The organism is Neptuniibacter caesariensis, from assembly GCF_000153345.1.
Taxonomy (GTDB): domain Bacteria; phylum Pseudomonadota; class Gammaproteobacteria; order Pseudomonadales; family Balneatricaceae; genus Neptuniibacter; species Neptuniibacter caesariensis.
Genome location: NZ_CH724125.1, coordinates 592939 through 606732 on the forward strand (window position 1 = coordinate 592939; position 13794 = coordinate 606732).

The window sequence follows — 13794 nt, forward strand, 5'->3', positions numbered from 1 at the left end:
CGGTTAACCGATCAATGGGGGAGTTGGTCAATCTGGTGTCACAATCCCTTGTTGAAGGTATACGTCCACATAGGAATGGTGTGCTTAGCCTGAATATAGAGATGCTAAACGACACCAGATTTAAGCAACAACTGACCGCCAGTTTGTATGAGAACGCGTTGCTGCAATTCGATCTGGCAACGAGTGAAGCCCAATGGTTCGAAGGCGACCCGTATAACCTGTTGTTAGAGATCCGCTTTGATGACCGACCGGGCCACAACCTGAGTGAAAAGCAGGAGAACCTGTTATCCGAACTGTTTGGTTGGGAAGATAACATCACCTATATCAAGCATAACCGGGAGATCGAAGAGGCCAGCGCCCGCGCCCGACAAAAGCTTGAAAGCCTAAAGCAGGATTTCAACACAGGTTTAGAACCAGGCGAATACATTTTGCTTAAGGCGCCATTTACTACCGATGACGGTGGAAATGAATGGATGTGGGTTGAGGTATTGGTCTGGCAAGGCAGCACAATTAACGGTTTGTTAAAGAATGAGCCTTATCATATCAAAGGGTTAAAAGCCGGGGCTGAAGTAGAGATTAGTCAGTCCGATGTTTTTGACTATCTGCGACAGTTTGCTGATGGCCGAAGTGAAGGCAATGAAACCGGTGAGCTGATCATGAAGTATCAAAGCGCAAAGAAAAACTGAGGCAGCGATGATTGTTGTATACGGTATTAAAGATCAGCTGAATCCAATCAAAGCCAGACTTTCGGATGTGATTCATCAATGCATGCAATCTGTATTAGGTATGCCGGAAGATAAAAGGGCGCATCGCTTTATCCCGATGGAAGCTGATGATTTCTATTATCCCGGCGGTCGTACAGATGCTTACACAGTTATCGAAATCAATATGATGGCAGGGCGTAAAGAAGAAACGAAAAAGCGACTCATCAAGGCACTGTTTAGAGAGATTGAGTCGAACCTGAGCATATCGCCAGTGGATATTGAGATAACTATCAAGGAACAGGAGCCTCACTGCTGGGGCTTCAGAGGGATGACCGGGGATGAGGTTCAAGATCTTAAATATAAGGTTAAGGTCTGAGGCAAGCCAATAGCCCCATCGCTGTAATTTTTTATCAGTACATATACGGAAAATCATATATAATAAGCGCCACTTAACTTTTAGATTAGTAAGGTCGGTCTAATGGGCTTATTTGAGCGCTATCTTTCCATCTGGGTATTTCTTTGTATTCTGGCGGGCGTGTTTCTCGGTAGTTGGAATCCGGATCTGTTTGCCAGTGTGGCTAAGCTTGAATTTGCCCATGTGAATATGGTGGTCGCAGTGCTTATCTGGATCATGATCTACCCGATGATGATCCAGATAGATTTCCATGCGATCAAAGATATTGGTAAACGCCCTAAAGGGATCGTACTTACGCTGGTGGTTAACTGGCTGATTAAGCCTTTCACCATGGCATTGCTGGGCTGGCTGTTCTTCAAGGTTCTGTTTGCTGGTTGGGTCGATCCGCAAAGCGCAGCCGAGTATATCGCCGGGATGATCCTGTTGGGGGTAGCACCTTGTACCGCCATGGTGTTTGTCTGGAGCCAACTGACAAAAGGGGATCCGAACTACACCCTGGTTCAGGTTGCTGTGAATGATGTCATTATGGTGTTTGCGTTTGCTCCGTTAGCCGCGTTGCTACTTGGGGTAAGCGATATTACCGTGCCCTGGGAAACCCTGCTTTTATCGGTACTCCTCTATGTGATGCTACCCCTAATTGCCGGCGTTATCACGAGGCGATCTTTAGAGAAAAAGGGTGGGGATTCGCTCAATAGCCTATTGGCGCAACTTAAGCCCTGGTCAGTGATCGGTTTGCTGGGTACGGTTGTTTTACTGTTTGGCTTTCAGGCAGAAACGATCCTTGCTCAGCCGCAGACCATTGTTCTGATCGCGATCCCTTTGCTGCTGCAAACCTATGGAATCTTCGCCATTGCATACTATGCAGCTAAGAAGATGGCACTGCCGCATAACATCGCGGCCCCTGCTTGTATGATCGGAACATCAAACTTCTTTGAACTGGCCGTAGCGGTCGCGATCTCCCTGTTCGGGCTCCATTCCGGAGCCGCTTTAGCTACAGTGGTAGGTGTACTGGTTGAGGTTCCTGTAATGCTGTCGCTGGTTGCCTTTGCTAACCGAACCCGACATTGGTTTTAGACAGAATCTAGCCGCTAGTAACAAGTGGCTAGATTCTTGAAAATCATTTTTGTAGTGGTTTAATGTTCAGTAGAGAAACAAACATCGAAATAACGATAGTGCCGAATAGAAAACAGAAACCACTGTGAAAAAGACAGATAAACCAAGTTTTAAGGTCAGCGGGTGGGAAAGCGCTGGTTAATGTGAATTGTATATTCATGGCTTGAATCAGCGACCAGATAGGTAGTGACAACTGAGCATAGTCAGGGATCTTTTCCAGTGAGCCAATTAACGCGTAAACCGATGCCATAAGAAACATAGCGGTAAGGTAGTTGACCAGACCGAGTACGATAACTCTTCCTGATGCTGCAACCATTGTTCCTTCGGTGATTTTACAAGTACCGAATAGAATGACCCCTAGCTCCTTATTAAGAATGCCCAACACCCTAAGCAACAGTGGAATTGCGCACCACCAAGGTAAAATTGGCGTTAGTAGGAATATAGCCATAGCAGCGAATAACCAATAAACAATGTAGCGCTCTGAAAGTAATAATCGTTTGGTTCTCCAAAGCTTTTGTTGCTCGCTTGCTTCAGAGCACGCTTGTTCTTTTCTCTTTAGATAGCTATCAGCCCAGAAATAGGGGGAGGTGGCATAAACTCCCTGAATGGCTACTTTTACAGTATCCGCAAACTTCATTTTGGCTCCCCAACACGAATAGTCACTCTTTGCCCAGATTGAAGCAGTCTTTCATCCTCAGAATCTAAACCAATCATACCGTGTCCTATGATATAGCTTGTTCGCTGATAGGCTTCTAATTCATCAATACCCGCATGCCATTCGTTTCCATTAGGTCGGGCATCAAATATTGAAACACTACACTGGGATATTTGTTGATACAGCGAAGGATAAAATCCGCTATCGCCGGTATAGCCTAGCAACGGCGTATCGATACCTTTCAAAAATAATTTAAACCCAAAACATTTTTCAGAGTGCTTTGCTTCGATGAACTGTATTTGAAGATCATCCGTTAGATCGGAACGTTCATTCGGAGGCAATGAAAGCCAATTAGCTAGGGTTTCAGCAGGATAAAGGTCATTATGCTCGGCCATTCTTTGATGTTTGAGCCTTTCCGAAACTGGAGTTGCAGCGGCTATGTTTAATCGTCTGCCTTTTGACTCTTCAACCCGAATGACAACAGGAAGCTCCCCAGCATGATCAGTATGGTTATGTGTGATGATGACAGTATCGGGCAGAGAGTAACCATATTGAGTTAGTGTTCTCGTAACGCCGAGACCTAGATCAATTAAACATACGGGCTTTTCACCTTTGAGAAGCAGGAAGCTACTACTGCAATGGCCTTCGTATACATAACCTGCACCACCTGCAATACCCAGTATAAGTATGCTGTATTCATCTTGATCATTAAGGTTCATGAGCTTCCATTCACTAAGCTTGAGTAATGATTAATTATCGCACAGGGAGTCTAACTGCTTTGACTGTAATAATCTTTAGGTTTGCAAGGTGATTAGCGCACAAGAATTTGTGGACTAATTTAACTATTATTTTTGGTAGTCTCTGTAACTCATTGTTATAAATCAACCTTTAATATATTAATACTTATTCATATATTGTTCTGCATTGCACAAATTGCTAGGATTTTAAGAGTTTTTGCGCAACGCAAATTATTATGGATTAACTGTTATTAAAGGAAGAATCATGGCTTTAGTATCCTGCCCGGAATGTAGTAATCAGGTATCAGATGCAGCTGTTTCCTGCCCGTCATGTGGTCATCCAATGCAGCCTGCGCAACAGAAAATTGCGACGCCGCAAGCCAAGCCTAAAGAAGATAAAAAGGAACTCTTTAAAGCGGGAGGGTCTAATTTCGTCTTGGATGAGATCGCTGCAGTTTCGTCTGTGAAAACTCGTAACTGGGTTTACTTAGCAATCGTACTACCCATTATTATTGCGATCATTGCTGCCTGGATGAAGATGGAATGGCCCATTGCTGTCGGTGTAACCATTGCAGGCATGATGATTATCTCAATATTCCATGTCGATGAGGGGAAAATAGCCAGTACGGGTAACATCACAGATATTAGTGAAAATATGGATGTTGTAAGCCAGCGTTATCATGATTCTATTTCAGATGGTGACCTCATTATTTACAAGGGGCGCAATACTTTCGTCGATATGAACTTTTCTATTAATCCAGAAAGGGTGGCAGAGTTTAGTCAGGCATCCAGTAATAGCCATATCTGGTTGTACGCAATTGGGATGATTGCAATAGCGCTTGGATACGAGTTAAACACCCCTTTGTTCTATGCGGCGGGTGCAGCGATAGCAGTCTTAGGCTTTATGATCCGTAAAGCGTCCATAGAAATTACAGGGGTCGGTGGAGCAAAAGTTCAGCTGTATACAAAAGCCAATGATGTAAAGAGAGTGTTGGGAGATCTGACTCAGTCAATTGAGAGTGCTAATAAAGCTTAAGCAGAACTTGTTCTTCATTAACCCATAAAAAAGCTGATTGATTAATCAGCTTTTTTATTGCCTCGCAGTAGTAGTGATCTGTTTTAACCGTTCTTTAACTGACTCTTTTTTACCCTTTTGCATTATGAATATAACTTGAGAGGGCAATAATGCTCCGTTTTCTCCTGTTGTTTACGTTACTTGTACCTTTCACCGTCATGGCTGAAACACTCGAATTCAGTAATGGAAGCGATCAGTTAGTTGGTGAGTACCTTGCTGCTTCATCTGGAAAACAAGCCAAAGGCGTGATCCTTTTTGTTCATGGTGATGGTGCGAGCCGCTACGATGCTGATGGCTATTTCGACATCATCTGGGATCAGCTAAGAGATAAGGGATATGCGGTATTTAGCTGGGATAAACCAGGGGTAGGTCGTTCCTCTGGGAATTGGCTCAACCAATCAATGCAGGATCGACAAGAAGAGGTCGAAGCGGCAATTAAGGCCGTGCAAGCCCAATATGGGTATAGCGCAAAAAACACTGGTTTAATAGGTTTTAGTCAGGCGGGCTGGGTGGTGCCGGATATTGCAAAAAAAAACCAGCAGATCGGTTTTCTGATAGGTATTGGCTTTGCCAGAAACTGGGTAGACCAAGGGAGATACCATAGCTTACAGAAGCATGCCTCTGATCTGTTAAGCCTGCAAAGTAAAGAAGAGTTGGTCGAAGAATACGATCAATCCATTGAGTTTTTTCGTTCCCAGCCAAGTTACGATACCTACCTAAAAGAAACCGATAGTTTTCCGATGGAGAAAGACCGTTATGGGTTTGTCCTTAGGAACTATCGGGCAGATTCCAGTCAGCAGCTAAGCACGATCAAAGTGCCGACACTGTTGCTATGGGGGGATAAGGATCAAAACGTCGATGCTAGGTCTGAATACGCCTGGTTAAAACAAAACCCGAATCCCTATATCACTAATCACTTAATCGTGGATGGCACCCATAGCCTTCTTAATCATTATCTGTTCCCTAACCGTGAACTAGGCCTGAAAGACTGGTTGAAGATGGTGCTTTATGAAGAAGATGCGTTTGCGGATGAGTTCTTTCCAACGGTGATGGGTTGGTTGGATAGAAGGGGGGCGCTTCGTGAGTAGAGGGGTTAGTGACTAACGGCCAAAAGCGGATAAAGGCGGCTAGAATCAGCTTGATTCAAAGTGCGCTTTTGCAATGCCTAAAGTAGCTTGTGGGGCTTTACAGACATGACTGTCCTCTGCGAGTATTGAGGGACCATGGAGATCTTTTGGTGAGCAAGCTTTAAGGAATCAGAAGCGAATTAGCCATTCTTGTAATAATCGATCAATCTGATGCTTTTTCTCAGACTCGAAACGTATTTTTGTTTCTAATGTTCTGATTCTAAAGGCTTATTCGTTGGTTTCTCAAACTTTAATTTGGAGATATATATCAAATTGACGCGTTTAAACACGTCAAACTGACATATATTTAGCTGTTATAACGCAATATGGAATTAGTTGAGAGTGGCATTGCTGTACTTATCTTTCTGAGCATTGGTGCTTTTGGTATTTATCAAGCGAGAAAAACTAGGCGGCATCAAAGCGAATATAAAAAGTTACTGGAAGATGAAAAAGTACACCTAGATAAAATAGCCTGGGACGCCCCTAAGTTATTTGCTTACTCAAAGCCTATGAGTAAAGGCATGTGGGTTAGTTCACTAATTGGTGTGTTTATATTCATCTGGGCGTTGCTAGAAAGTGCAGCGTTATAACAAGTTTGTTAATAATCGCCCTTCGGGCTGGACCGCAAACTGCGCTGCTTCGCAGTAATGCGGCCCATTACAAAAGCGTTAAATTACCAAGGAAAGTCATGAGAAAACTTCTGATTTCTTTAATGGCCATGTTAGGTTTTAGTGGCGTTCAAGCAGCCGAATTTCCTCCAAATGTGGAAATGAATGCCAAAACGATTCAAGCACTCATTGACGCTGGTTCAGATCCAAGTAAGCCGCATCCTCTTGAGCATCATTTTTATTGCTTTAGCTCTGACTTACTTAAAAAGCTGATGGCTAAAGGAGAATCTCTTGGTTACCGTGTAGCCAATGTTGGCGACAACGTACATGACGGCACTCATTATTGGTATGGCGACCTAATTAAAGAAACGGTTCTAGATATTAAAGTCATTAATAGTGAAAACTCTTTAATGCTCAAGTTGGCTAGCGAGTTTGATGCTGATTATGACGGATGGGGAACTCCGGTCGTTGAATAGTTTAACAAGTCAATTAACTGCGCGCCTACGGCGCCGGACAGTTAAAAGCTTGGCTTCGCCACAACGCTGCTGGTTATTGGGGCGTTAACTGTATCTATGAAACTAGATCTTACTAAGGAATTAATACACGGATCGATAGATGAGACTGATCCATATGGGACTTTGGTTCATGTATTGGAGTCTGCAATCGAACTAGTTCAAATCCCGGACAATGAGTTCTGTTGGTCTTATTGGGAAAACTCAGAAGAGGCTACAAAAGAGATTAATAAACTACTTAACATGGCTAAGTCTTATTCGTTGCCTGAAAGGGTTGAGGTCGCCGTTCTGTTCGCGCCAACTGGCCCGTTACAAGAAGTAAGTTTAAGTAGTGGCTGGGCTGAGCCCTTTCTAAGGGTGGCAGAAAAATATGATCAAATTGAGCGGCTATTGTGGCCAAACAGTTAACAAGCCAAGGCAGCATCGCCCTGCGGGCTGGGCGTTAGGTGTATTAAATGGAAATTACCGTAGAAGGACCTGGTTTTTACGATCCGGAAGATGAAAATCTCTTTTTTGAGTGCTTGAGCAACCTTCAGGGTATCGATAAGGTTATTGGGCATGGAACTAAGCTTACTATTCAGTTCGTGAGTCCCATAAGTGAAGAAGCTACTATCCGCTTATTAGTTATTTGCAGGCGTTGGGATATACCAATTGAGCCTCTAATTAAATTCAAGGAACGAATTAATGACTGTCAGCTGTGGGATAACCCCATTGAGTTGGAAAACACCTAACAATAACATCAAAAGTCGCCCTTCGGGGCTGGCCCTCCGCATTGAGTGCTCCGGTATGTGCTGGCGGCGTTATACATCAAAGGATTGAGCGAATGAAAAAAGCTTTGGGAATATTTCTTTTTATTTTGGCATTTGTGCTGGTTGTTTTCGGAATCATGTCAGCTTATGGTTTTTATCTTAACTTTCCTCAGCGTTGGGAAGATCCAAATTACAAACCATATTTGTTATTCATCAAGGGGTTGGTTCCAGTGTTTTGGATATGGTTAGGATTAACTGTTTTTAAATATGGTAAAGGGCAGTATTCAGAATCAAATCATGAACAGAATGTATAACAAGTTTATAAATAATCGCCCTTCGGGCTGAACCTAAAACTGCGATACTTCGTAGCAATGCGGCCCATTACAAAAGCGTTATGAGTTCAGGCAACCCACCATGCTCAAAAATGTGATTATTGCACTGCTTATGGTTACTCTTTCAGTTGTGCTTTACCTTCAGTGGTGCAAAGAGGGCTTCGTGTTCTCTGGATTCGGTGATTACCGTCAATTTGATCAAGATAATTATTGGATAGTGGCCCACAAAGACAAGCCGGGGTTTGCTTTTTTCTCTAGGGGCTCGAAGCTGGTGGCTCAGCTAAGTGACTCGGATGGAGATGGTGTTGTTGATCTGCTTATATATTCCACTCTTGATGAAGATCGTAAGCAAAGAATTGAGTATGAAGATTATGGTATGGATGGTGAAATGGATTTAAGAACCTTCTATCCAGAGGGCGGAACTGGAAATTCTTCATACGAATTAGCTTACTTAGGTGCTTGGTACAAGTTGGAAGGAAAAGGACCGAATTTGCATATTAAAGTTGGGAACCAATCAATACCTGTCGTTAATGAGGAAGGTTTCCTATCAGTTAAAATTCGTAACAAGTCGGTTAAGTAATGACGCGCGTTGCGCGCCACTTAGTTGAGCGTTGGCCATAAGGATGTGCTATGAAACAGATACTCGTATTTATTCTCTGCTACTTGCTTCAAGCCGGTATTGCGCAAGCAGAAGGTTGGTACACACAAGACGGTGAAGTTGTACCTAATTCTGATTCGATAAAGAGCATTGCCGGATTTGGTGCTTGGTTAGTTGTGACCCCTGATAAGGATTGGGAGGAGAAGTGGGACACACCGCCAGAGACGACTCCTTATTTCACCGAAGCATCTGAAGTCTCCTATGGCGACTATCTAACTATCCTTACTTTTTTTATAAACCCGGCTCTTAATGAACAAGGTGAAGTCAAACTGCTTTGTGATATTAAGGTAACGAGACCGGATGGAACTTTTTCTATAGATATGGATGGTATTGAATGCGCATCTGGTGTCTTGAAAGGAAATCCAAGGAATGTACGCCTGACATCAATAGTACTCAAATACATAGCGGAGAAAGATGATCTTCTTGGAAAGTGGGGTGTTGATGTTACTGTCCGTGATTCCAACAGAAGGGTGGATATTCCGTTAAAAACCCACTTTGTATTAAAAAATGGATAACAAGTGCGGGCACAGTCTAGCCACTTCGGCGGCTTGGACTTGTGCTGTAAGCTTTATATCGCATAGGGAACAACATGGGTATTAAAACAGGGATAAGTTTTTTCGGTTGGTTCATTTACCTCATATTTGCTTCCCTCATCCTCAAATATGTCATCGAGAGCTATCAAACTACCTCAGAGCTAGAGTGGGTCCCGTTAGCGTGCTTGTTATGCTTCGGTATTGTAGGAGCTGCTTTTCAATTTATTCCAAGTAGAGGCCATGGAGTTGATCTTGGAGGTAGAAATACAGTAATTCCGCCAAATGACAGTAGCGGGAGCGATGGTGGTTTTTAATGAAAAATAACAAGTATTTTAAGAATCGTCCTTTGTGCCGGACTACAATTTTCGTTGCTTCGCAGCAATGTGGTCCATTACAAAAGCGTTATGTACTTAAAATAGCAACTATATTTACCACCTAGCTATTTAACTCAAAGGATGCTGAAATGAATACAAATGCGGTGTGTTGGTTTGAAATCTATGTCAATGATATGGAACGCGCTAAGGCTTTTTATGAAGCGGTGCTCGGGCAAGAGTTAACGCGTCTTGATAATCCGGCTGAAGTAAAAGATTTTCCTCAGCCTGAGATGTGGGCATTCCCTATGAAAGAAGAACCAGGTGCAAGTGGCGCTATCTGCAAAATGGACGGTGTGGAATCCGGAGGAAATAGTACGCTGGTGTATTTCGATTGCGAGGATTGTTCTGTGGAACAGGCCAGAGTGGAGCCTGCGGGTGGCAAGCTTGTCGTTCCTAAAATGTCGATCGGTGAACATGGCTTTATCGCCATTGCGCAAGATACCGAAGGTAACAACATCGGCTTTTATTCGATGAAGTAGGTGATCCTTACCCCAGTGAACACAAATACATACCTTGCGTTAGCTTCTTAAAGGATTAAGCCATTGTCAGAAATCATTCAAAACACGCCTGTTTGGGTATTCTTAATCTTTGGGGTACTGGTGGTATTGGGCTTGTTTCAGGCAAAAACCAGAGAGGTATCGGTTAAGGCAATCTTTGTTTTGCCGCTGGCGATGATCATCTTTTCACTGTTTGGTGTGTATTCTGTTTTCGGTCTTAAGTTAGCCGTTATTTGTTTGTGGGGTTTGGGCTTATCAATAATGACGTTGATCGGTGTGAAATTAGGCTTCCCTAAATCAGTTGCCTATTCGCAGGAAAGGAATAAGTTGATCATAGTCGGCAGCTGGACGCCTTTGCTGTTCATGATGGCCATCTTCTTTACCCGGTATTTTGTCGGCTTTGCGACTGCAAGAGAGCTGCCCATTATCCATGAAATGTATTTCGCTTTAGCGATTGGTTTGGCGTATGGTGCTTTTACTGGGGTATTCTTATCCCGGAGTTTGGTGATGTTCAAAGCATATAAACAAGCAGCTTGCCTAAGGGTCACATCTTGATTTCACACCTCGATCACCTCGTTCTCACAGTCAAAAGCATTGATGACAGCGTTCGCTTCTATACCGATGTGCTTGGTATGGAGAAGGAGGTCTTTGGCGAGGGGAGGGTGGCACTGAAGTTTGATTCGCAAAAGATCAATCTTCACCAGCAGGGTAAAGAGTTTGAGCCTAAGGCACAGGCCCAGACACCCGGCTCAGCTGATTTATGCTTTATTACCCACTTGCCTATCGAAGAAGCGCTGGAGCAAGTATCCGATAAAGGTGTGATGATTATTGAAGGCATTGTACCGCGTACCGGTGCAACAGGGCCTATTCAATCGTTCTATTTCAGGGACCCGGATAACAACCTGATTGAGATATCCTCCTATTCGGTTGAATCGGGTCGTTAACACTAGCCTAAGCCGTTTTCCAAGCGTAGTGTTCGCTGGCAGCGTACAATCATCCATGGGATTAGACACTATTGGATGGTGTTTTTTTGCGTATTAATAAAGCTTTCCTAAGCATAATGCTGATTGAGGTAGATTGTGGAGTTTTGGTCGTTTCTTTTATTTGTCCCTGCGTGTTTTGCGTTAAACATGACGCCCGGACCAAATAACCTACTGTCTATGAATAATGCCCGTTGCTATGGCTTTAATACGGCTTTAATTGCGGGATTGGGTCGTATTGCTGCGTTCTCGATCATGATCGCGTTAGCGGCTTCAGGTTTAGCTGTGGTGCTCTATGCGTCTGAAACGCTTTTTCTAATAATCAAACTTTGTGGTGCGGCTTATCTGCTTTGGATTGCCATCAATCTATGGCTTTCGGAGGTCAGTCCGGTTTCTGAAGTTGATAGCGGAAAGAGCGCCTTCAGATTGGCAAAGCAGGAATTTCTATTAGCCGCAGGAAACCCTAAAGCAATACTGATTTTTACTGCATTTCTTCCGCAATTTGTGGAAGTCACGGCAAATATATATGAACAGTTTATGGTTTTAGGAATCGCTTTTTTGTTGCTAGAAATGGCGGCTATCTCAATCTACGCCTTGTTTGGCATCTATTTGCGTCAGTGGTTTGCTAAACCGGCAATGGCTAAACGCTTCAACCGAGCGTGCGCGACTTTTCTGGCAGTGTCTGGTGTGAAGCTGTTATTAGGCCGCCATTAGTTACGAGCATAACGGGTTTATACTAGGTCCCCTGTAGCTATCTTTCCTTGATTATGCCTTTCCTCTAGCCGCAAAGCGGCGTCCTCTAGGCGAAGCCGTCCTTCAAGCGAAGCGTTCTCTAGCTGCGCAGCAGCGTCCTGCCTTTCCCCCTTGCTATTAACGCTAAGAAAGGACATATTAGCGCCGCAGTTTTCGTACTCACAACGCGCTTTAAGAAGAGGTCTCACATGGTAATGTTCTTCCCACTCGAGCAGGAATTGGATTGCATCAGTTCCAGTGGCAATATTCTTGGGAAGATACGCTTTGATGTATTTAAAGATGAGTACGAATTTGTCTCTGCAGACCCTGAAATTGCGCTGACAGATATTGAGGAAGCGATGATTGTTGAAAGGCTTTCTGGTCTTGCTTCAGGGAAATACTCAATCCCTATGTCAGATGAGGATTGAGGGGTAAAGGATAGAAGGGCAGGCTGTGTTCTGCCGAAGTCTGCCGAAGTCTGCCGAAGTCTGCCGAAGTCTGCCGAAGTCTGCCGAAGTCTGCCGAAGTCAGCCGAAGTCAGCCGAACTCAGCCTAAGTCATTATCCTTAATAATCGTCATCAGCGTCTGAATTCCTTCCTCCAGACTGTGGCTGTTATCGACAAACAGGGTTTCTTCAGGCATCTCATGAAGAAGGGTTTCATGACGTAATAAACGCTTTTCTATCTCCTGAGGTGTTTCGCGCCCTCGATTGATCAAACGTTTTTTAAGTAAGTTACTGTCGACGTTGATCATCACCGGTACAAGTTGGTCATACTGTTCCAGCGCTTTGGATAGATACTCTCTTGATCCATTCATGATCACATTCAAGCCTGCATCCAGCCAGGTATCTATTTCGCTGCTGATGCCGTACAGGTGTTTATGCGAAGTCCAGTGCATAGCGAACAGGCCTGACTGCTCGCGCATGTTGAACTCTTTTTCAGTTAAGTGAATATGGTTTTCGCCACCGGCACCTGCTGCGCGGGTGATAAAGCGATGGGCGATGATGGTTCGGTCTTCAGGATGAAGGAGCTCCCTGCAACCCTGGAGGAGGGAGTCTTTACCAGACCCCGATGCGCCCATTAGATAGAATAACTTCCCCTGCATATACCTAACTCTTCGACTCAATCGCTCTAAAAGACGCATTTATAAGATGGTTATCTAGACTGTAGCCTTGGGTGAATCTCAGGTAAAGGCTTTTTGTAGGGTAGCTGGATTACCGTCAAAACTACCTTAGTAGCGAACAGGCATGTTGTGCATTCATTGTTTCCCGCGAGCTATCTTTCATTTCAATCTGCTTCTGGTCCACTAAGAATCTTGAACAAGCCATTTGATGCTTCTGAGGCTTCATCGAGTTTGAGCCTGAGTAGCTTGGTAAATTCCACAGCCATCTGTGATTTAGAGCGGGTCGCAGGGTAGATAATGTTGTAGTTGAACTTTACAACCGGTTTGAAAGGCTTGACGACAAGGCCCTGAGGGATGAACTGAAGGGCGGTCATCGGGTCAACCAGTGATACACCGCTACCGGCTAAAACAAAAGAGCAGGCTACGTGAGACACCTGAGTATCAAAGTTCAGCTCCCGGTTAACGTTGGCTTTTTCAAATACTTCATCGACCTTGTATCGTAAACTTTGCTCGGTACCCAAGGAGACAAACATCTCTCCTTCTAAGTCACCAGGCTCAATGACTGCCTTGTTGGCGTGAGGATGGCCTGGGGGCAGAATGCAGACCAGTTGACTGCGGCATAAGGTCTGAACTTCGATGGCAGGATCGCTGACATTAATGGCGGTAATGCCCACATCATAATGCTGGGTAGATATCCAATCGGCCACCTGCTGTGAGCTTCGAACCTGAAGGGTAACCGCCACTCCTTTATGGTCTTGCATAAAAGTATGTACGACCTGGGGCAGAAACCCCTGCGCTAAGGTTGGCATGGATACGATGCGCAGCGTACCGCGATGGAAGCTTTTCAGCTCTTCTGCAGTACGAGATAGC

The 13794-nt window shown here is 44.2% G+C and carries 21 protein-coding genes; 17 read left to right on the plus strand and 4 right to left on the minus strand.

Annotation, left to right across the window (positions count from 1 at the left end; genetic code table 11):
* The 3 genes from MED92_RS02890 to arsB form a co-directional block, all read left to right on the plus strand.
* On the plus strand, window positions 1-686 hold a 686-nt coding region (locus MED92_RS02890; protein WP_007019978.1), incomplete at its 5' end, for a DUF2314 domain-containing protein.
* Window positions 687-693: 7 nt separating this feature from the next.
* Entirely contained in the window at window positions 694-1080 is a 387-nt protein-coding gene (locus MED92_RS02895) for a tautomerase family protein (RefSeq protein WP_007019979.1), read from the plus strand.
* 102 nt (window positions 1081-1182) lie between these two features.
* Entirely contained in the window at window positions 1183-2193 is a 1011-nt protein-coding gene (gene arsB, locus MED92_RS02900) for an ACR3 family arsenite efflux transporter (RefSeq protein ID WP_007019980.1), read from the plus strand.
* Between the two features lie 43 nt (window positions 2194-2236).
* Here arsB and MED92_RS02905 read toward each other — a convergent pair whose 3' ends face one another.
* Together MED92_RS02905 and MED92_RS02910 are read right to left on the minus strand one after the other, a co-directional pair.
* On the minus strand, window positions 2237-2869 hold the full coding sequence (locus MED92_RS02905) for a hypothetical protein (RefSeq protein WP_007019981.1): 633 nt from the start codon (window positions 2867-2869) through the stop codon (window positions 2237-2239).
* Entirely contained in the window at window positions 2866-3606 is a 741-nt protein-coding gene (locus tag MED92_RS02910; protein ID WP_007019982.1) for an MBL fold metallo-hydrolase, read from the minus strand. Before MED92_RS02910 ends, MED92_RS02905 begins: the two co-directional genes overlap by 4 nt.
* Before the next feature lie 283 nt (window positions 3607-3889).
* Between MED92_RS02910 and MED92_RS02915 the strand changes: the two genes are divergently transcribed.
* From MED92_RS02915 to MED92_RS02990, 14 genes are all read left to right on the plus strand, one after another.
* Window positions 3890-4660 carry a zinc ribbon domain-containing protein gene (locus MED92_RS02915; RefSeq protein ID WP_007019983.1) on the plus strand — a complete coding sequence of 257 codons (771 nt, stop codon included), beginning with the start codon at window positions 3890-3892 and terminating at the stop codon, window positions 4658-4660.
* A gap of 149 nt (window positions 4661-4809) precedes the next feature.
* Window positions 4810-5787, plus strand: coding sequence for an alpha/beta hydrolase (locus MED92_RS18375; protein ID WP_007019984.1), 978 nt, complete (start codon window positions 4810-4812; stop codon window positions 5785-5787).
* Window positions 5788-6152: 365 nt separating this feature from the next.
* Complete coding sequence (locus MED92_RS02925) at window positions 6153-6416, plus strand: hypothetical protein (RefSeq protein WP_007019985.1); 264 nt, start codon at window positions 6153-6155, stop codon at window positions 6414-6416.
* A 98-nt stretch (window positions 6417-6514) separates the two neighbouring features.
* A complete protein-coding gene (locus tag MED92_RS02930; RefSeq protein WP_007019986.1) occupies window positions 6515-6910 on the plus strand; it encodes a ribonuclease E inhibitor RraB in 396 nt (131 codons plus the stop codon).
* Between the two features lie 96 nt (window positions 6911-7006).
* Window positions 7007-7354: a hypothetical protein gene (locus MED92_RS02935; protein ID WP_007019987.1), complete on the plus strand. Its 348-nt coding sequence runs from the start codon at window positions 7007-7009 to the stop codon at window positions 7352-7354.
* Window positions 7355-7401: 47 nt separating this feature from the next.
* Window positions 7402-7677: a hypothetical protein gene (locus MED92_RS02940; protein WP_007019988.1), complete on the plus strand. Its 276-nt coding sequence runs from the start codon at window positions 7402-7404 to the stop codon at window positions 7675-7677.
* 92 nt (window positions 7678-7769) lie between these two features.
* Window positions 7770-8009: a hypothetical protein gene (locus MED92_RS02945; protein ID WP_007019989.1), complete on the plus strand. Its 240-nt coding sequence runs from the start codon at window positions 7770-7772 to the stop codon at window positions 8007-8009.
* Between the two features lie 100 nt (window positions 8010-8109).
* The gene (locus tag MED92_RS02950) at window positions 8110-8607 is read left to right on the plus strand and encodes a hypothetical protein (protein WP_007019990.1); all 498 of its coding nucleotides are present in this window, start codon (window positions 8110-8112) and stop codon (window positions 8605-8607) included.
* A gap of 50 nt (window positions 8608-8657) precedes the next feature.
* A complete protein-coding gene (locus MED92_RS02955) occupies window positions 8658-9200 on the plus strand; it encodes a hypothetical protein (protein WP_007019991.1) in 543 nt (180 codons plus the stop codon).
* Window positions 9201-9681: 481 nt separating this feature from the next.
* Window positions 9682-10071: a VOC family protein gene (locus MED92_RS02965; RefSeq protein ID WP_007019993.1), complete on the plus strand. Its 390-nt coding sequence runs from the start codon at window positions 9682-9684 to the stop codon at window positions 10069-10071.
* Window positions 10072-10134: 63 nt separating this feature from the next.
* On the plus strand, window positions 10135-10644 hold the full coding sequence (locus MED92_RS02970; RefSeq protein WP_007019994.1) for a DUF6622 family protein: 510 nt from the start codon (window positions 10135-10137) through the stop codon (window positions 10642-10644).
* Window positions 10641-11033: a VOC family protein gene (locus MED92_RS02975; RefSeq protein WP_007019995.1), complete on the plus strand. Its 393-nt coding sequence runs from the start codon at window positions 10641-10643 to the stop codon at window positions 11031-11033. The genes MED92_RS02970 and MED92_RS02975 overlap by 4 nt, the downstream gene beginning before the upstream one ends.
* Before the next feature lie 186 nt (window positions 11034-11219).
* Entirely contained in the window at window positions 11220-11783 is a 564-nt protein-coding gene (locus MED92_RS02980) for a LysE family translocator (RefSeq protein WP_337445017.1), read from the plus strand.
* A gap of 227 nt (window positions 11784-12010) precedes the next feature.
* Window positions 12011-12229 (plus strand): hypothetical protein, encoded by a 219-nt coding sequence (locus tag MED92_RS02990; RefSeq protein ID WP_007019998.1) that lies wholly within the window; start codon window positions 12011-12013, stop codon window positions 12227-12229.
* 119 nt (window positions 12230-12348) lie between these two features.
* Here MED92_RS02990 and phnN read toward each other — a convergent pair whose 3' ends face one another.
* Window positions 12349-12906 carry a phosphonate metabolism protein/1,5-bisphosphokinase (PRPP-forming) PhnN gene (gene phnN, locus MED92_RS02995; protein WP_007019999.1) on the minus strand — a complete coding sequence of 186 codons (558 nt, stop codon included), beginning with the start codon at window positions 12904-12906 and terminating at the stop codon, window positions 12349-12351.
* Between the two features lie 182 nt (window positions 12907-13088).
* On the minus strand, window positions 13089-13794 hold a 706-nt coding region (locus MED92_RS03000; protein WP_007020000.1), incomplete at its 5' end, for a LysR substrate-binding domain-containing protein.